Source organism: Azobacteroides sp. (SeqCode), assembly GCF_055395615.1.
Map to the genome: position 1 here is coordinate 394084 of NZ_AP014701.1, position 20699 is coordinate 414782.

Annotated in this window: 10 protein-coding genes; 4 read left to right on the top strand and 6 right to left on the bottom strand. The window is 29.6% G+C overall.

Annotated features, from left to right (window positions below):
• Positions 1-1575: 1575 nt before the first annotated feature.
• The 3 genes from ACZ5QM_RS01680 to modA all read right to left on the bottom strand — a co-directional run bounded on the left by ACZ5QM_RS01680 (position 1576) and on the right by modA (position 4660).
• Positions 1576-1986 (bottom strand): hypothetical protein, encoded by a 411-nt coding sequence (locus ACZ5QM_RS01680; protein ID WP_464183204.1) that lies wholly within the window; start codon positions 1984-1986, stop codon positions 1576-1578.
• A 681-nt stretch (positions 1987-2667) separates the two neighbouring features.
• Entirely contained in the window at positions 2668-3027 is a 360-nt protein-coding gene (locus tag ACZ5QM_RS01685) for a hypothetical protein (RefSeq protein WP_464183206.1), read from the bottom strand.
• Positions 3028-3874: 847 nt separating this feature from the next.
• On the bottom strand, positions 3875-4660 hold the full coding sequence (modA, locus tag ACZ5QM_RS01690) for a molybdate ABC transporter substrate-binding protein (protein WP_464183208.1): 786 nt from the start codon (positions 4658-4660) through the stop codon (positions 3875-3877).
• Positions 4661-5410: 750 nt separating this feature from the next.
• Here modA and uxuA point away from each other — a divergent pair.
• Entirely contained in the window at positions 5411-6583 is a 1173-nt protein-coding gene (gene uxuA / locus ACZ5QM_RS01695; RefSeq protein ID WP_464183210.1) for a mannonate dehydratase, read from the top strand.
• Positions 6584-8301: 1718 nt separating this feature from the next.
• Here uxuA and ACZ5QM_RS01700 read toward each other — a convergent pair.
• Together ACZ5QM_RS01700 and ACZ5QM_RS01705 are read right to left on the bottom strand one after the other, a co-directional pair.
• Positions 8302-9222 carry a hypothetical protein gene (locus ACZ5QM_RS01700; RefSeq protein WP_464183212.1) on the bottom strand — a complete coding sequence of 307 codons (921 nt, stop codon included), beginning with the start codon at positions 9220-9222 and terminating at the stop codon, positions 8302-8304.
• A 19-nt stretch (positions 9223-9241) separates the two neighbouring features.
• Complete coding sequence (locus ACZ5QM_RS01705) at positions 9242-10078, bottom strand: FAD/NAD(P)-binding protein (protein ID WP_464203036.1); 837 nt, start codon at positions 10076-10078, stop codon at positions 9242-9244.
• Between the two features lie 2761 nt (positions 10079-12839).
• Between ACZ5QM_RS01705 and ACZ5QM_RS01710 the strand changes: the two genes are divergently transcribed.
• Positions 12840-13055, top strand: coding sequence for a hypothetical protein (locus ACZ5QM_RS01710; protein ID WP_464183214.1), 216 nt, complete (start codon positions 12840-12842; stop codon positions 13053-13055).
• A 268-nt stretch (positions 13056-13323) separates the two neighbouring features.
• On the opposite strand, the gene meaB is transcribed toward ACZ5QM_RS01710, so the two are convergent.
• On the bottom strand, positions 13324-14424 hold the full coding sequence (gene meaB, locus ACZ5QM_RS01715; protein ID WP_464183215.1) for a methylmalonyl Co-A mutase-associated GTPase MeaB: 1101 nt from the start codon (positions 14422-14424) through the stop codon (positions 13324-13326).
• Positions 14425-14661: 237 nt separating this feature from the next.
• Between meaB and gltB the strand changes: the two genes are divergently transcribed.
• The gene (gene gltB, locus ACZ5QM_RS01720) at positions 14662-19173 is read left to right on the top strand and encodes a glutamate synthase large subunit (RefSeq protein ID WP_464183216.1); all 4512 of its coding nucleotides are present in this window, start codon (positions 14662-14664) and stop codon (positions 19171-19173) included.
• Positions 19174-19223: 50 nt separating this feature from the next.
• Positions 19224-20639 carry a glutamate synthase subunit beta gene (locus ACZ5QM_RS01725; RefSeq protein ID WP_464183217.1) on the top strand — a complete coding sequence of 472 codons (1416 nt, stop codon included), beginning with the start codon at positions 19224-19226 and terminating at the stop codon, positions 20637-20639.
• Positions 20640-20699 lie beyond the last annotated feature (60 nt).

Sequence of the window (20699 nt, forward strand, 5' to 3'; positions counted from 1 at the left end):
CCAAAATCCTGTTAATCCTATAATAATTTCAAAAAAGGTAGAATAATACCAATGCTAATAGCAAAACAACTTCATTTTTTTGAAGCTATCAGTATAAATCAACATCTCTTGTTATTATTCCCATATCTATGAAACTAATTTTAAAAAACACTATTTTATACAAAAAAATGATTCTCTATGATACAACACAGATTATTATAGAAAAATATAGTTATTATTTATTTCAAATAGACAGACAAATACATTAAGTAATAATAAAATCCTTTAAGGATAATTATTATCCAATCATTCCTTAAATTTTGGAAATTACACAGAACATAATTATCGACTTACAACAATAATCCTTAGTAGGATACAATAAATAATTTAATATTCTCCATTTTTTATCAAAAATTCCAATTTAGTAGTTTTATAATTTTTTATACACAGTTCCGTTAAAACAATTTTTAATAATTACTATTTATAAAAGTCTTTTCTTAATAATAATAGCTTCCATGATTTTCTTATTTTATTCCAAATACTCCTTACTAAATAAGGAGTATATTCAACTTCTCCCAATCTAAATAACGTTAAAAACCAATCTTAACTAATTCTTTAAAAAGCATTTAAAGCAAATTAATTTGTATAGAGAACTCTAAAAATCCTGATGTAATAAAGAAAAATAGTTTTTAACTACGTCATCCAACTTATATATATAAAATATAAATATCTAACTATTCTTAAACTTACTATTTATTAATTTTAGTGTACATATTCCCTATAAAAATTATTGCTAACTTTTCTATCATGTTTATTCTGTATTATCTATTTTGAAATAGTAAGAGTAGTAAAAAATGAAATCTAGATCATAATATTAATACAAAGTACGAAATTTTTCATTTATCATACTAAAGAAGGAAATAGTCATAATACTTAATATATATTGGATACAGCTGTATTCTACATACAAAGAATACTTGACTAAAGTACTTCAAAAAAGTTTGTTGTCCAAAGAAAAATGAGGCAAAGATTAAGTTTATCATCACTTGAATTACGAGATAATACCAACATTCATATAAAATGCTATTCATATAAAATAAAGAAGTATTATTTACTAAAAAAGGTACAGAAAAGTATAAGAAAACACTGAAACTATCCATCATAAAGTATTCAAAAAGCATACGATCACCCAAGACCATTTCTTTTCATTCACTAAACAACAAAATATTCTACACTTTGTATAGATTCTTATTCAATCTATTTTTTATAAATAGCCAGTACAAGTCCTACAAAAACTGCTTTTCTTCAGAAAGTATTTAAGTTTATAATTTATTCTAAATAGCAAAAGATTTATAGCTTTAGAATCTATAAATCTTTTGCTATTTAAATTATTTCGTTACAATCGCTAATGCAATTGATCGATACTTTCTTTTTTAGATATAAAAACCGACTCACCAAGAAATAAAAATAAATCACGAAACAATTCTTTCCAAGAATTCATAGAATTTATTAATAATGCTATCAATAGTATTATCTTACTCTTCACTAATCTTTCCGTTTTAGTTCAAAATTATTTTAAATTAAAGCTCATGTTCCTTATTTCTTATCAGCCCACACTTGTAATTCTGTAATTGGCTTTTCTCTAAAAGTTATGTATAAATTAACAAATGTAATGTAACCATCGGGTTTTTTTCTCTTATCAAAACGAATATATTCATTAGTTTTAAGATCCTTAATCATACAATCAACAAACCCTTCTTCTATAAGGTCATTGACTAACCTCTTTAAAACAATCAGAGCCTGTTCTTTCTCTTCATTATTGTGACATCCTACGTACAATTCATAGTTGGAAGTACAAAAATGAGCTAACCCAATACGACCATCAAGAGAAAGATGATGTACAAATCTGTTCTCTCCTTTTTTTTGAAGACTAAAACCTATCTTATTTGCATAAATAAGCCCACAGGAGATGGTTAAGCTAAGTAGGAATAATAAGAGTTTTTTCATTTATTTATTTATTTTTTTATTCAAAAACCTTAATGTCTTTAATATTGTCAATACTTATGTCCAATGATTTTCCATTTACTTCTACAATTTCTAATAAGGAGTAAATCACTAGCTACATTATACACCTTAAAATAAAAAGATCATGTCATCGAAAATGACATTTTACCCTGTTAAAAACTGTTTAATCAGTATTAGGTAGAGTTTCGTTTCTCAGCCTTTTTATTAATCCTCCCATATTAAGACATATCACAAAACAAGCTATCAACCGTATAACATGCAATTAATCATACAATACTTAATCGTAATGCCAAATAAAAGTATTTTTTCACATCGAACATATATTTTTAGCATATTCTTATATCTCCTTCATCCAAAGAAACACAATTTCTTCCCAATCTAGTTTTTTATATATACATCCTCTTAAATCTATGAATAAATACTAAATGGAATGGAGATAGCAAATCTCCATCCAAGTTCCCTATCATACCCCCCCCTACAATCTCCTTGTTTAGATTTTGGATCAAATTCAAATTATTTATCGTTGTACTAAAAGTCTATTTTAATTTTTGAATTAATAAAAACTTCTAATGATATAGAAAAAATGGTAAAAATGGCATCTTTTCATACTTCTTAATTCTTTATCATACTCTTTAATGATTTTAGGTTTAATCTTTACATTTTTTATGTACCATAAGACATATTTATTTCTGTAATTGGTTGCTCTTTAAAGTATATGCATACAAAAACAATATTAGTCCAACCATCAGTACTTTCTGTCTTATAAGAACTAATATACTCATTAGTTTCACTGTTTTTAATTAAACAATTTATATATCCTTTATTATTTATCAAGTCATTAACTAATTTCTTTAAAACATTCTGGGCTTGTTCTTTCTCTTCGTCATTACGACATTGTATCCATAAATGATATTCTTGTTTAGGACGATCGTGAGTTAAACCAACATAACCATCAAAAGGAAGAGTACATTCATACTCCTTTGCTCCATTTTTTTTAAGACTAAAACTCATACTATTTGCCATCTCTTCATCTTTTTATTAGTTATACTTACTTACTTTCTATATCTTATCTCTCCATCAGAAGCAACAAAATTACAATTCCAAATAGTGTATATGTTTCAGCTTCCTTCTCCAAATTAGAGATAATTATTCTATATAATAATTATTCGTATAAACTCGAACCAACCCATTTTTATAGCTCTTTTCATTGACATTAGTTAGAGAAAAAACGACTAGTACTCTTATTTTCCCCCTACCATATTTTTTCATTCCATTATCATCAATATCTATTCCTCTATTATAGTTAGTTAGTAGCAATTATATTGAGAAAAGACCCTGTAGCTTCTCTCTCAAAAAAGTTAGTCTTTTTCTGATCAACAATATGCCATTAAAGATTAATTTTTTATTTCTTTTCCAATATTTATTCAGTATATATGTATCTCCATCTATTATAAATTTATTTATCTTAAATATTGGCTATAAAGTACACGCTTGTTATCTTAGGAAGCTAAAATTATAAGAACTAGTGGGTATTCATTTTTTCTCGTTGAGAACGTTCTCCTAGTAACTCAGTATCTTATTAATCCATCTATCACACTCTTCTAAGAAGAACAATTGCTGATTCTACAGAAGAAATATTAAACTAAAATACTAGATATCCATAAAAAATTGCTATTTTTTTTATTAAACCGTATAGCGCTTCTACAAATCGACCCCCTACAATGAGTCACAAGCCATCTAAAAACAAATGTAGAATCAAAGATAGTAAGCAGATTTTTTTATAAATCTCAAAACGAACCTTCAAAGGTCGTTTTATACTCATCGTTAAAAAGTCAATACTAAAGTGACTTTTAATGAATTTTATTGCTTTTTATAGCATTTGCTTACTTTTTTCTTTTACTAATCCATATCCGAATTTTATCCATAAATTATCACATTTATGACTTATAATATAATTTTTAAATTGTGTTGCTTCTTCCTTTTCTCTTTGAGTTGACTGTGACTTTTTTATGAGTACGCATCCTTGCTCTTGTGATGGACATATGTTTTCTGAGAAAACATAAAAATTTCCTCTGTTCCGCATCTCAGGAATAAATACAAGTGATAGAGCAATGAACCCTAATTCAGCATTTCCTGAAAAAGCGAATTGTGCTGTCTGACTGATATCGTTCCCCCAGACTATTTTATTGCTTATTTTGTTATATAGTCCTTGATTTTTCAACAATTTTATCGTATTCTCTCCATAAGGAGCTCCTTTAGGATTAGCTATCGCTATTTTTTTTACTTGCGGTAGTAATATACTTTTCAATCCGTCTGATACATCTAGCTTTAAACTCCACAAAGCAAGTTTACCATAAGCATATACTTCAGCATCTTCATAAGCAAAACCAGCATTAAATATTTTTTTAGGATAATCCATATCTGCAGCCATAAAAAAATCGAAATCAGCTCCATTTAAAATCTGCTGAGTAAACATTCCTGATGAACCAAAAGTAATATCAATTTTTGAAGATGGGTATTCTAATTCGTATTGTTTTTTAATTTCTTCCAATATGTAACGAAGATTAGCTGCAGCAGCAACTTTTACAATTATTTTCGAATCAACTTGTATAAAAAAAAGAAAAACCAAAAAAAAAGATAAAATAATACGTTTCATTAGTTTGTGAATTTTTAATTTAACACCTATAAGCTCGACTTTTTTGTAAGTCCTGATACAATTTTATATGGTTTACAAAAACCATCTATATCATAAATTCTTCATTTCCAATTCAATTCAAATAACAATGATTAAAAAAATATTAACTACATTTTCATTTCCACTTTCTCGACTTGTTGTTATTTTTGACCATAGGCAAATGTTTAATTAATTCACCTAACAACTATCTACAACTCACTTAATTAATGTATTCTCACTTGTCCAAGATATATATATTTTTTGTCAATTTCTAAATATGAGCACTGAATGCAAAAATATAAAAATAATATATAATTTGTACATCGTTAGAATTTACTTGTCTTGTTAGACAACAGATAACGAGGTAGGTAAATTTTAAGCAAAAAAAATTTTACTTTTTCTTAAAAATGGAAAAATGTTTTGAAGATTTTATCTTTTACATTACAGCAACTGTTTTGCAGGTATAATGTTGAAATTGGAAGAAATTCAATGTAATCATGTAAGTAGCAAATTCACACGATTCTTTAAGAATCAAAAATAGCGTATATTTTGGATTAAAATATAATGATTTAAGAAAAAATCTTTAATTTTGGTGCTTACCAAAAGAAGTTGTATTTTCCTATAAAGTATATAGACAAAATATTAATAGTAATTATAGTTAGTATACAGAATTTAGTGTATTTTTTCTTTACACAGAGAAATGTTTCTTAGATTAAATTAATATAAGGAGATATGATTTTTGAAAAAGTATGGAGGTGGTTTGGAAAAAATGATAATATCGCACTTTCTGATTTAAGGCAAATAGGCGTAGAAGGTGTTGTAACAGCTTTACATCATGTCCCTAATGGTGAAATTTGGTCATTGGAAGAGATTGATGATTTGAAACGATATGTTGAGGAAAGTGGGTTAAAGTGGTCAGTTGTAGAAAGTCTCCCTGTATCTGAAAGTATAAAATATGCCGGAAAAGACAGGAATCAATTGATTGAAAATTACAAAATCAGTTTGGCAAATTTGGGTAGAGCTGGCATTCATACAGTTTGTTATAATTTTATGCCTGTTATTGATTGGATTCGCACTGATTTAGCAAAAAAACAAGATAATGGTACATATTCTCTATATTTTAGTCTTGTTCGCTTTGCTTATTTTGACATTTATATCTTAAAAAGAATAGGATCAGAGAAGGATTATTCATCTGAAACTTTGGAGAAAGTACATAGCCTTGCTACAATTATTAGCAAAAAAGAAAAAGAAGAATTAATAGAAAATATTATTGTTAAAACACAGGGATTTATCAATGGGAATATAAGTGAGGGCGATAAAAATCCAGTAATTATTTTTAATCGACTATTAGAAAATTATAAAGATATAGGTAAAGATCAATTGAGAGAGAATTTGAAATATTTTCTTCAAAAAGTAGTTCCTATAGCAGAAGAATATGGGATCAATCTCTGTATTCATCCAGATGACCCTCCTTTCCCTGTCTTGGGGTTACCTCGTATCGTTACTAACGAAGAGGATATTACCTGGGTTTTAAAAACAGTGAATAGTTTTCATAATGGATTTACTTTTTGTACAGGAAGTCTGAGCGCTAGTACCTACAACAATGTTGTGGATTTAGCAAAAAAATTTGCTCATCGAACACACTTTGTACATTTACGAAGTACAAACGTTTTGCCTAATGGTGATTTTGCAGAAGCTTCTCATTTAGAAGGAAGAGGACGTCTTTTAGAGGTAATACAAATATTTAAAAATTACCCAAATCTTCCCATGCGCATAGATCATGGCTCGTTGATGTTGACAGATATAGGTAAAAAATACAACCCTGGCTATTCTCTTTTAGGTAGAATGAAAGCTTTTAGTGAAGTGTCAGGAATGATAGCATCCGTTTCGTACACTGCCGAATAGTTCGAAATTCTTCTTTTTTAAAAAATCGTCAAATAATTTTGTAATCTAGAGAGTGTTTGCCTCTTTCTGAGAAGAGTTTTTGATATTATAAAAAAGTTTTTACATATTTCACTTACTATTTCATAAAACAGACGAAGAATTTTAAACTCACTAACTTATTTTTGAATTCTAGGAGTTCTCTTAAGAGAATACAAGATATGCATTTACATTTTAGAAAATCAAAGTCAATACGTATTGACCCTACTAACTTTTTTTATAAATGATTCAATATTTTCATAAAAGATATGAATGAGTATATTTCAAAGAAAAAATAAACTGATTTTATTCTTACTGCTCTTTAACATATGATGTTACTTTACGTTAGTACCCATATCAAAATATTTATGACACCTAAACAAGCAGCTGAGTAATCTAAAACGATCAACAAATGGAATGTAAAATCAATGTGATGCGCGAATGAATACAAATTGTGTTATTATTGTCTGACCTGGGTTAGTAAGTTGAAAACTACAATTAGTATGTTTTTTGTAGTTGACTTGATATCTAAAATATCAAGAGAAAATTACTTTTTATACATTATTTAACATAAGATAATCCAAAATCTATACTCTTAAAGAGTACAGATTATAATATAAAAAGACACTAATAAGCATATTATCATTTATAATTTCAGTCTTTTCTGTAAAAAGGCTGAAATTATAAATATAGTCGTAAAATGACTGAAGCTAGAAAATTAAAATGAAAAATTTCTAACAGATCCGCAATCGCTATCTAACAATAATTGCATTTTTTTGAAAAAAATAAAGGGGGGGGGAAAACTATTTCATAAGCAAGCATAATTATGCATACATATGAAATTTATAAGAAATGCTTCAAAAAAAACAACCAATTCACCATTTAATTAATTTAAAGAATAACAAGGTAGAGCAGAATGCTCTACCTTGTTATTGATTTGAAAACAATTAAGAGAGCATTGTATATTCAGGACACTGGTTGATTTAGTAATTAAAATGAAAAATTCATATAAAATTAGCCAATGAAGATCTCCGATAATTTTACATAAAACCTTTTAATTTTATATACTGAATATATAAACCATGTCTAGCAATAAGTCACTTTCATGTATCTAGCTTTTAAAAGCAAAAATACTAAGATTGAATATTGCATACAAAGACAGATACAAAAGCAATAGTTGGTACAAACCTTTATATACATTGTACAATTTAGGGGAAAGTTGACTGAAGAGGGTACTGAATATTGTCGATTAGTCTAGATTTTAGTTTTTTATTTTGAATAATACAGGGAGAGGGTATCAAACGTTTAAACTTATCAAAATAAAAAATAAGCACCAAAAAGAGTAATTTTTTTTCTTATGTTCTTTCATGAAATAGAATTATTTAATGACCCTACTAATTTTTGTAAAAAATCCAGACCCACAAACCAATCCAAACAATTCTATCTAAAATTATTTTTTTTGATTCAAAAATCTTTAATACTCTTATAAACAAATGTTCATTTTTTTGAAAATCTTCATCAAACATGGTTTTTATTAGTTTGATGAAATTGTAATTTATTTCATCTTAAATATTGTTTTATACTGCAATTCGAAACAAAAGACTCTCTATACTTAGATTTTTTCTACTTTGACAATATCTTTTATATAATTAATATTAGCTTTTTAAAAATCTAGAAGGATGTGACTTGTACTCCATCTGTAATCAATTATAAGTTCTCTCTTTCAAAGAATTATTGTGTATTTCTTGAGTTATTTCTCGATTACGATATGTATCTATAGCCAAATAAATAGCTGAAGATAATAAAGCATCTGTATTAGAAACAGTTACTACATAAGGAGAATTACTTATAAAAGTAACATTCGTTTCTCTATTAACAGGTTGAATGAATTGGAAGATAAAATTAGTAGGATTTACTACAAGGGCAGCGTCAAATTTTTTATATATATCTGAATTGAAAAAAAAATTTGCATCAAAGACACCAAAACAAAATATTCCTTTTTGGAAAACAATTTGAATAGCCTCAGTGATAATTTCTGTTGGAGAATTTACAGAAAGAACAGCTATACGAGGAAAAGTAAGCATAAAATCATGAAGCAGAGCCGAATGTAAAATTTTTATTTTTTCTGTAAGAATATCCACAGAAACGGATCCAAAAATCTCCATGATACGAAAATAGTCATTTATTAATATTGGAAAACTTTTTTTTTCATCAGATAATTCTGATACAATTTGTTGAAGTAAATTATTTGATGTTTGGGAAACAACAAATACATCAATTTCTCCTGTTTTTAAGTCAGATATACCTTTATGTAAAGAGTCTTCCACAGCTATACTACTTTCTGTAGTTCCTTTTTCTAATTCCGTAGATGTAATTTTATTACTTATATTTATAATATTGAGACTATCCTTTACTGATTCATTGGCACTACGAATATTAGTGGTACGAATAGAGGATAATCCCTTTGCTTTACAATTGTATGATAATGCTGTAGAATAAGCATAAACAATGGGAATACATAGTTCAAATATTTGTGTTTCACTAAAAGTCTGAAGTATTCGTTTAAGAACAATGTTATTAGCATCTCCACAGCTAATACCAACTTTTATCACTTGTCTATGCATATATCTAAGGTATCGTTATTTAATATTCATTGGGCAACGCCACTAATTGTGATAGTGTAAAAACTGGGCCATCTTTGCAAACATAAATTTTACCTATACTACACCTTCCACATTTTCCGAAACCACATTTCATACGATTTTCAAGTGTTGTAAAAATATTTTCATCAGAAAAACCTAATTTTTGCAATATTGGAAAAGTATTTTTAATCATAATTGAAGGGCCACAAACAACAGCAACAGTATTTTGAGAACTTGGAGATATTTGTTCAACAATAGATGGAACAAAACCTATACTTTCTTTCCATGTTGATGTTTCGCCACCAGGGTCTACAGTTAAATATAAACAAACATCTAATCGTCTTTTCCATTCCTCTAATTCATATTTATAAACAAGGTCATTTATTGTTTTTGCTCCATAGAAGATACTGATATTTTCATAATCTGATCGATTGTCTAAACACGACCAAATAACGCTGCGCATAGGTGGCAAAGCAATACCTCCAGCAATGAATACTAAATTTTTACCTTTCCATTCATCTATAGGAAATATGTTCCCATAAGGGCCTCTAACCCCAATAATTGCTCCTTCTTCCAAGTTTGCTAGTGCTGTTGTTACTCTACCTGTTTGCCGGAAAGTACACTCTATATAATCTTTTCTTGTTTGAGGAGAGGCAATACAAAAAGTTGATTCTCCTTCTCCAAATACTCCATATTCAGCAAATTGTCCAGTCTTAAAAGAAAATTCATTCTTCTCTGTTTCATCATTAAATTCCAAACGGAAAGTTTTTACTCCAGGAGCTTCCTGGATGATTTTATTAATAGTTGCCAAATAAGGCAAATAAATATTCCTATCCATAGCATAGATGTTAAAACCAATAGATGTAATATTTTATCTCACTATTACATGTTGTATATTTGTATATGTATGGAGCAAATACACATACAAATATAATCCTTTTTTGAAAAAGGATTATTGGAAATAGTTTTTAGATACTAAATAATCATTATATCTAGTACTTAAAAGTGCAGAAAAAATTACAAATATTTTTTCTGCTTGTTTTGTTTAGATTTACATGTTTTATTTCAAATGAGGAAAATAACAACTTTTAATTGAAAAGATAGCTTAGCAAATTCGAAATAACTATTAATTAAATGACAGTAGTATTCGGATATATTATAGAGTCTCAACTATATGGATTTATTAAGTGTTAAAATTTGATTTTATTAGATAAAAGAACAAAAATGAAAAAGAATTTTAGGTTTTCAATACAATATATTGGTTATATCGTTGCTTTCTAATATAATGATTTATTTAAAAAGAGAGATACTACAGAGTAGACTAAATAAGAACAATTATAGAATAAATACCTAAAGATAGTCATTTTTATAATGTACAGTGAAGGAAGTGATATATAATTTTCTAAGAAATATTTTTCTTTTTTTGCGTAGGGGGGGGGGGTGAGTAAGAAACACGGAATACTCTGGTTTTAGAAAAAACTATCAGATATTTATATAATTTTTACTATTAAGGAAAATAATATTAGTTGTAATATCGAGTAGAAGTGTATTCACTATAAGTAGTGTATCAAAAAATAATGAGATATACTGCAATTTAAACCAATGTCATTCAAATTAGTTAATTACACATGTTTTCTTCTTTATTGTATGGATTTTGTGCTCATGTAGTACTACTAAATTTATTCCTGAAGAAAAGTCTATATTAGATGCGGTGAAAATAGAATCCGATGTCTCTGAATACAAAGATTTGAAATCGAATTCCTATTCCATACAATTACCAAATTGTAAAATGTTTGGAATTTTTAAATCCAATATATATAACTTACTTGGAAAAGATAGTGATAGATGGTATAATCGGTTTTTTTAGAAAGTTTGGGAGCCTCCTGTTATTTTTGACTCTTTCTTAGTTTACAAAACAGAAAGTGAGTTTTAAAAAAAATTGTTAATTCTGGCTATCTATCTGCAAATATTTCTTCTAAAATCTTTTTGCTTGATAAAAAAGCCCATGTTATTTATCAAATTCATGGGAATACACCTTTTTACATATGTAGTTATAACATATGTATAGAAGATTTATTAATAAAAATGAGTTAGAAAAGGAATTGGAAGGTGAGAACCCAAATCTTCGTTTTTCTCTTATAAAGAGAGGAATGTTATTTAGTAAAACCTGTTAAATGACGAGAGGGAAAGAATCACTGAACTACTACAAAATAGAGGATATTTGAAATTTTCTAAAGAAAATGTTGTATATATTGCTGACAGTATTTCTAATAATATTGATTTGGAATTAAGATTAAATTTTTCCGATAATGATATTTCGTATAGTGTAAATAAAAAACTTTACCACGATAGTGTATTTTTTTATACAAATTACAATCAATTAAAACCTGATTCCAAATATCATAAAAAAAAACAGTATCCTCTGTATAGTATTTCCAAAAATACATGTAAATCGTTCCGTTGATAACAAATTTTCTTTAGATACAACAACATTACTAAATAATTCTTTCATCGTCCCAAAAGAACCTTATTCTCAACTAAAAAAGGAACTTACCACTACTTCTTTAAAAACTTTACATTTTCTAAGTAAAATTTACATTAAACTAGATGAAAAGACGAGAAATGATTCGGCTTTACTTGATTGTCATATTTTTACAGTTCCTTCTTGTAACCAATCATTTTTTTCTATTTGGGGGACAAATAATTCTGGTAATTTCGGAGTTGATTCTTCTTTTAATTATACTCATCATAATCTATTTCAAAAAGCTGAAATATTTAACTTTCAATTTCGTTTGGCATACGAAACTGTCAAGATTTTTTTCGACCCATATCATAGAATTAGGTGTAGGAATGTCCCTACATATTCCAAAATATACATTTAATCCTATTAAAATTTCTCCTTTCAAATACTATACTTCTACAAACATCTCTACTAGTTATAATTATTTGTATAGACCCTATATATAAACATATATTTTGGTCTTCTGCTATTCAGTTAGAATGGGAAAAAATTAGATTCTAAAACTCTTCACTCTTTTGAATCTACTAAGAGTAAATTATTTTAAGAATGACTCCTTGGTATTGTCCAATTAAGCTGACCAATTAATCGTAAGGACAAGCTATTCTTTTTTCAATTCTTTTTCTGATTTTTTTGGAAAAAACATTTATAAATTTCACTTTTTTGCTGAGTCTTCAGGAAATATTCTTTACTTGTTAAGTATAATTAATAATTTTTATACAAAATCAAAGTTAATAAATCATAGTTCCTTTGATCGATTTACCAAAATCGAGATGAATTATTCTCATAAAAAATAAACTTTTACAATTCTTTAGTATATCGCATAAAAAGTGGAATAATTGTCCCTTATGAAATTCAAATTCACTAATGTTGACTTTAGAAGAGAGGTACTATTCTGATTGGGGAAATAATGTACGAGCTTTGGGAAGTAGAGACTTAGGCTCCCGGAGCCTATAATCTTACACGACTCTACTTCCTAATTGTAAGTCTGGTGATATTAAACTAGATTTTGGTTATAAAATACCGAACCAAATTTTTCTGGAAATTAGAACTTGCTGCCTTCTTCGAAGGCTTGTAATATATGGTTCATAAAAAAAATCCAAGACAAGAAGAAGGTGTATTCTTATTCAATACTTTTTTTAAGGATATCGCCATGGGTTATGAATTGGGATTGCGTTTTAATTTTGATTATCTCGTTCTGAGATTCGGTTGTGCAGAAAAGATATATAACCCTACAAAACACCAGGAAGAACGACTGGTTTTGTTCCATCCAAATTTTGGAAATAATTTCAGATAGCATTTTGCAGTAGAGTATCCTTTCTAGAATTTTTTACTTATTTGTATAATTTAATGATTGTGAATATTATGTCCAAAAATCCCCCGATTTAGTAAAAAAAAGAAAAAACAAGTATCCCCGATTTTCGAAAAAGATTTAACATACATATGTTAACAATAGCCAGTATTATAACTAAAATAATGAATTAATTCGTATTCTATCGTAAATCATTGATAATACTTGGAGTGAGATAGTTAAGAATAAATGGTAGTACAAATTTGTAATTTATCTAGGAATTTCGTTGACTAAAATACAAGGCTAATATTTGTTTTACAGCTTTAAAAGTGCTAAGTTTAGAGTTTAGTACTTGTTGCTCTTTAATTGCCAATTCTTTTTTAATACTTGTAGATTGGTAGAAATGATTTTTTAGTTGTTCATTGATACTTTCATACATCCAATATTTAATCTGTGAGTTCCTTTTAAAATCAAAATAACCGTTTGATTTGGTAAAATCTACATATTGATAAATTGTATCCCAAATTTCAGCAATACCTATCTTATAATAACCTGAATAAGTCATTACTTTTGGAATCCATTTTGAGGATAGAGGAGGGAAAAGATGTAGAGCATTCTTGTATTGAGCAGCTGCCAAATTAGCTTTTTCAATATTATCTCCATCGGCTTTATTAACAACAATACTATCTGCCATTTCTATAATTCCTCGTTTAATCCCTTGTAATTCATCGCCTGTACCTGCTACTTGTATCAAAAGAAAAAAATCTACCATAGAATGTACAGCTGTTTCAGATTGTCCTACACCAACTGTTTCCACTAAAATTGTATCGAATCCAGCAGCTTCACACAGAACAATTGTTTCTCTTGTTTTTCTTGCCACTCCACCTAAAGAACCTGCTGCTGGTGAAGGACGAACGAAAACATTTGTTTCACGGGAAATTTCTTCCATTCTTGTTTTATCTCCCAATATACTGCCCTTAGAACGTTCACTACTAGGATCTATTGCTAAAACAGCTAATTTCTTATTCCTATCACGAATCAAGTGAGAACCAAAAGCGTCGATAGATGTCGATTTCCCTGCACCTGGAACACCTGTAATTCCAATTCGAATGGAAGAACCTGAATAAGGTAAACATTTTTCAATCACCTCTTGAGCAATTTTTTGATGCTCACTTTTTTTACTTTCCACTAAAGTCACAGCTTGACTCAATATAGTAATATTCCCTTTTAATATTTGTTCAGCGTACTCGCTAGCAGTATGCTGTTTGTATTTTTTCTTGATTCGAAAATAAGGATTAATTATTGGTGGTGAAAGAATCCCTTTATTAATAATCAATCCTTTATATTTGTTATCGTCCTCAATGTAATGTTTCATATCTAAAAAATATTTTTTTACAAAAAAACTCTATTTAATAATACCCTGAAGAATAGAAACTTGTAAGATAAAAATAAAACGATTACATTCACGTTTATTGGAAGAAGTTAAAAAAAGAAAATATAATTTTAGAAATAGGTATGTATCATTTTTTTTGTGATTTATGTGGTTTATGTGGTTTATGTGGTTTATGTGGTTTATGTGGTTTATAATCTTAGATTTTTTAGTTTTTATTAGATGAAAGAAATTGGTTTGTATCATTCGGATTATGAACATGATGCGTGTGGCGTCGGACTATTAGTCGATATACATGGGAACAAATCTCACGATATAGTTGAGAAGGGGTTGCAATTATTAAAACATATGCGTCATAGAGGAGCAGAAGGAGCTGACAGAAACACTGGTGATGGGGCGGGAATAACTCTACAAATTCCACATGAATTTATTTTACTTCAAGGAATTCCAATTCCCGAAAAAGGAAGATACGGTACAGGGTTAATATTCTTCCCAAAAGATGATAAACAAGTTTCGTTTTGCATGAATATATTGAAAAATGTTGTAGAGCAAGAGGGACTAAAATTACTTGCTGTACGTAACGTTCCTGTAAATAGTGATATTTTAGGAACGATTTCTCATTTTAATGAACCAGCTATCAAGCAAGTTTTTATTATTGGAGAAGACTGTTCAGAAACATTAGAAAGGCAATTGTATATTATTCGTAAAAAAGTAGAGAAACAAATTTTTAATTCTTCTTTGAAAAATAAAGAAAATTTTTATATCGTAAGCCTTTCTAATCAACGTATTATATATAAGGGAATGCTTTCTTCTACTCAATTGAGAGACTATTTCCTCGATTTAACTAATCAATATTTTACAAGTGGATTAGCGTTGGTACATTCCCGTTTTAGCACAAACACATTTCCTAGTTGGAATTTAGCACAGCCTTTCCGTTTGCTAGGACATAATGGTGAGATTAATACTATTCGTGGTAATCGTTGTTGGATGGAGGCTCGAGAAAGTGTTTTTCAATCTTCCACTTTCCCAAAAGTGGAAGATATTTCCCCGATTATTCAACCGGAAATGTCAGATAGTGCATCATTGGATAATGTAGTTGAATTCTTAGTGATGTCTGGAAAATCTTTTCCACATGCTTTGTCCATGTTAGTTCCTGAAAGTTGGAATAATAAAAATCCGATTTCTGATGAATTGAAAGCATTTTATGAATATCATAGTATCATTATGGAACCTTGGGATGGTCCGGCAACAATATTATTTACTGACGGACGCTATGCAGGAGGAATGTTGGATAGAAATGGACTTCGTCCAGCTCGTTATTTGATAACTAAAAATGATATTATGGTTGTGGCTTCCGAGGTAGGAGCATTACCTTTTGAATCTACTGAAATTAAAGAAAAAGGACGTTTGCACCCAGGTAAAATGTTAATGATAGATACATTTGAAGGTAAAGTTTACTATAATTCTGAATTAAAAGCATACTTAGCAAATGAATATCCATACAGAGAATGGATAGATAAAAATCGTATTATATTAGATAAAATATCTTCGGGTAGAACAGTTAAATATGAAGTTGATAACTTAGTAGTATATCTGAAAGCTTTTGGGTATACAAAAGAAGATATAGATAAAATTATTATTCCTATGGCAACTGAAGGAAAAGAACCTATTAGTTCAATGGGTAATGATATTCCATTGGCTGTATTTTCCAATAAACCACAACTTTTATTCAATTATTTTCGTCAATTGTTTGCTCAAGTAACAAATCCTCCCATCGACCCTATTCGAGAAGAATTAGTAATGTCCTTATCCTTATATATAGGGTGCCAAGATACAAATCTTCTATTACCGATTCCAGAACTAAGTAAAATGGTGAAATTACAAAGTCCAGTAATTAATAACCGGGATTTAGATATTTTAATAAATTTAAATTATAAGGGGTTTAAGTCTTTACTACTTTCAACATTATTTAACGTGACCGAGGATGCTATGCGGTCATTATCTGATGCGTTAAGTAATCTTTGCCTACAATCCGAAAAAGCAGTGGACGATGGTTACCATTATATTATATTGAGTGATAAAGGAATAAATAAAGATAAAGTAGCTATTCCTTCTTTATTAGCAGTCTCCGCAGTTCATCATTATTTAATTAACAAACGTAAACGGATGCAAATCGCCATTATAGTAGAAACTGCAGAAGCTCGAGAAGTAAATCATTTCGCTTTATTATGTGGATTTGGAGCTACCGCTATTAATCCTTATATGGCATTTGCTATTTTATACGAAAAGGTAAAAACCTGTGAAATTCAATTGGATTACCATACAGCAGAAAAAAAATATATTAAATCTATTGACAAAGGTTTACTGAAAGTGCTCTCTAAAATGGGTATTTCTACTTTACGCTCGTATAGAGGAGCACAGATTTTTGAAGCTATCGGGATTAGTCAAAAAGTGTTGGATTCTTATTTTGAAGGTATGAGATCACAAATAGAAGGAATAGATTTATCCGATATTGCTCAAGATGCTTTGTTGTTTCATAATAGTGCTTTTAAAAAACAAGAGATAACCGATCCCAAATTATCTGCTACTTATCAATTGGATAATAATGGATTTTATACATTTCGGAGGGATGGAGAGTATCATGCTTGGAATCCGGAAACTATTTATAAACTACAAATAGCTACTCGTACAGGTGATTACAAAAAATTCAAAGAATATACGAATGCAGCAGATAGTAAATCTCAGCCGGTATTTATTCGCGATTTTATGAGCTACTTTAGAAATCCAATAGATATTTCTGAAGTAGAGCCAGTAGAGTCCATTACAAGACGATTTGTTACAGGAGCGATGTCATTTGGTTCTATTAGTAAAGAAGCACATGAATCTATGTCTATTGCTTTGAATATATTAAATGGGAAGAGCAATACTGGGGAAGGAGGAGAGGATTCTATCCGATTCAAAATCGGAGAGGATGGCTTGAATCGTCGCTCAGCTATTAAACAAATAGCATCTGGTCGTTTTGGTGTTACGGCTGAGTATTTAATTAATGCTGATGAATTGCAAATTAAGATTGCACAGGGAGCTAAGCCAGGTGAAGGAGGACAACTTCCTGGTTTTAAAATAGATAAAATCATAGCGAAAACACGCCATTCCATACCTGGTATTACATTGATTTCACCTCCTCCTCATCATGACATCTATTCTATTGAAGATTTAGCTCAATTGATTTTTGATCTAAAAAATATTAATCCTTATGCTTGTATTTCTGTTAAATTAGTAGCAGAAACTGGAGTAGGGACTATTGCTGCTGGAGTTGTAAAAGCCAAAGCAGATACAATTGTTATCTCCAGTTCAGACGGAGGAACAGGTGCAAGCCCAATGAGTTCTATTAAACATGCAGGTGTTTCTTGGGAATTGGGTTTATCAGAAACACAGCAAACATTAGTTATTAATAATCTCCGTAGTTTTGTTCGTTTACAAACAGATGGTCAGTTAAAAACTGGTAAAGACATTATTATTGCAGCTCTTTTAGGAGCTGAAGAATATGGTTTTGCCACCAGCGCTTTAATTGTTTTGGGATGCGTAATGATGCGCAAATGTCATTTAAATACTTGCCCAGTAGGGATAGCTACACAAAACGAAATATTAAGGAAAAGGTTTAAAGGTAAATATGAATATTTAGTTCATTTTTTCACTTTCTTGGCAAAAGAAGTTAGGGAACATCTAGCTCAGATTGGTTATCATAGTTTGAATGAAATTATTGGCCGATCAGATCTAATCAAGATCAAACAGTTAAATATAAATTCAAAGACGAAGAAATTAAACTTTTCTAAATTGATAAAGTTTGTTAATAATGGAAATGATATTCGTTGTACTAAGCAACAAGATCATAAGATAAAACATGTATTAGACAGAGAAATTATTCATAGCGCTAAGCAATCAATTGAATGTTCATTCCCAATGAGAATGAACATGGTTATTAGGAATACTGATCGTTCTGTGGGAGCTATGCTCTCAGGAGAAATAGCTAAACGCTATGGAAATATTGGATTAAAAGACAATACTATTGTAGTGAATTTTAAAGGTTCAGCAGGACAAAGTTTTGGTGCTTTTCTTGCTGCTGGTGTATCATTTTATTTGGAAGGTGAAGCTAATGATTATTTGGGTAAAGGATTGTCGGGTGGTAGGATTTCTTTAATACCACCTAAAAATATCGCTTTCCATCCAGAAGAAAATATTATTGGAGGGAATACTTTGATATATGGTGCTACATCTGGCGAAGTATATATTAATGGGCAAGTAGGTGAGCGTTTTTGTGTAAGAAATTCTGGAGCTGTTGCTGTAGCAGAAGGTGTAGGAGATCATTGTTGTGAATATATGACAGGAGGTAGAACAGTTATATTGGGGAAAACAGGGAAAAATTTTGCCGCTGGTATGAGTGGAGGATTAGCTTATGTATTAGATATAGACAAAAAATTTGATTACTTTTGTAACATGGAGATGGTTGAATTAACGTTAGTAGAAGATAAACCAGATAGTTTAGAACTGTACAAGTTAGTCAAACAACATTTTCATTTTACTCAAAGTCCCCTTGCTAAACGTATTCTTGATAATTGGAAGGAATATTTAAGATGTTTTATTAAAATAACTCCAATTGAATATAAAAAAGTATTACAAGAAGAAAAGATGGAAGCTATAAAGAAAAAAATAGAGATGGTAGAATCAGATTATTAATTGAGAGTGGAGATGGTGCATACCTTCCATTCTCCATTTTTTTGGAGATTATGGGTAACTCAAGAGCATTTTTGACAATAAATAGAAAAGAAGCGGGATACCGACCGATAGTAGAAAGGATAAATGATTTTGGAGAAGTTGAGCAAACGCTTAATAACGAAGATAGAATGTTACAAGCATCTCGTTGCATGGGGTGCGGTGTACCATTTTGCCATTGGGCATGTCCATTAGGAAATTTAATTCCAGAATGGCAGGACTTATTGTACAAAGGCAAGTGGCAAGAAGCATACTATACTCTTCTTGCCACAAATAACTTTCCAGAGTTTACTGGGCGTATTTGTCCTGCATTATGTGAGAAAAGTTGTGTATTGAACTTAGAGAGTCAACCACTAACTATTCGTGAAAATGAAGTTTCCATCGTTGAGCGTGCCTTTTTGGAAGAATATGTAATTCCAAAACCTCCATTACATCGAACTATGAAAAAAGTGGCCGTAATTGGATCTGGTCCTGCTGGTTTAACAGTAGCTGATATTTTAAATAGAAGAGGACATATAGTTGTTGTTTATGAAAAAGACGAGTATATAGGAGGGTTATTACGTTTAGGTATTCCTGATTTCAAACTAAATAAGGAGATAATTGAACGACGTTTGAATATCTTAAAGATGGAGGGAGTTTCGTTTGAAGTAAAAGTAGAGGTAGGAGTTGATATTTCAACAAAAAAAATATTATCTGAATATGATGCTATATGTTTAGCTATAGGATCAGGAGTACCTCGTGATTTACCTCTTGAAGGAAGAAACTTAAAAGGTATTCATTTTGCTTTAGATTTTTTGAAACAACAAAATCGTATCGTGAGTGGTCAGATAGTCTCTTCTTCTGAACATATTTCAGCTAAAGGGAAAGATGTATTGGTTATTGGAGGAGGTGATACAGGGTCAGATTGTGTTGGGACATCGGTTCGTCAAAAAGCAGCAAAAGTTACACAAATAGAAATTTTACCAATGCCTCCTAAAGATATTAATCCAAAAACTCCTTGGCCTATTTATCCAAATATTTTAAAAACATCCTCTTCTCATGAAGAAGGATGTGGACGTCGTTGGTCACTAGCATCCAAACGATTTTTAGGTGAGAAAGATAAAGTAACAGGAGTGGAGGTTGTTGAAGTTGAATGGGTAAAGGATGCAAAAGGATATTTTTTTATGAATGAAACAGGCAAAATAGAAACTATATATGCTGAATTAGTATTATTATCTATGGGTTTTGTTCAACCTGTTCATGAAGGATTGTTAGATGATTTAGGAGTTAAGTATGATATAAGAGGAAATGTAGAAGCCATTAAACCTAATGAGTCTTCCGTTCGTAAAGTATTCGTAGCTGGAGATATAACAAATGGTGCAAGCTTAGTGGTAAATGCTATTGCCTCTGGCAAACGTGCAGCTGAAATAATATGTACATTTTTAAGATAAATTTTATTACCCTGAATTTTCGAAAAGAAAGAAGGCTATGTAGTAATTATTTTTGTTTAT

Bases quoted from the DNA above. Each gene is read 5' to 3' on its own strand.
- ACZ5QM_RS01680 (WP_464183204.1), bottom strand. From the start codon at position 1,986: ATGAAAAAACTCTTATTATTCCTACTTAGCTTAACCATCTCCTGTGGG.
- ACZ5QM_RS01685 (WP_464183206.1), bottom strand. From the start codon at position 3,027: ATGGCAAATAGTATGAGTTTTAGTCTTAAAAAAAATGGAGCAAAGGAG.
- modA (WP_464183208.1), bottom strand. From the start codon at position 4,660: ATGAAACGTATTATTTTATCTTTTTTTTTGGTTTTTCTTTTTTTTATA.
- uxuA (WP_464183210.1), top strand. From the start codon at position 5,411: ATGATTTTTGAAAAAGTATGGAGGTGGTTTGGAAAAAATGATAATATC.
- ACZ5QM_RS01700 (WP_464183212.1), bottom strand. From the start codon at position 9,222: ATGCATAGACAAGTGATAAAAGTTGGTATTAGCTGTGGAGATGCTAAT.
- ACZ5QM_RS01705 (WP_464203036.1), bottom strand. From the start codon at position 10,078: ATGGATAGGAATATTTATTTGCCTTATTTGGCAACTATTAATAAAATC.
- ACZ5QM_RS01710 (WP_464183214.1), top strand. From the start codon at position 12,840: ATGGTTCATAAAAAAAATCCAAGACAAGAAGAAGGTGTATTCTTATTC.
- meaB (WP_464183215.1), bottom strand. From the start codon at position 14,424: ATGAAACATTACATTGAGGACGATAACAAATATAAAGGATTGATTATT.
- gltB (WP_464183216.1), top strand. From the start codon at position 14,662: ATGAAAGAAATTGGTTTGTATCATTCGGATTATGAACATGATGCGTGT.
- ACZ5QM_RS01725 (WP_464183217.1), top strand. From the start codon at position 19,224: ATGGGTAACTCAAGAGCATTTTTGACAATAAATAGAAAAGAAGCGGGA.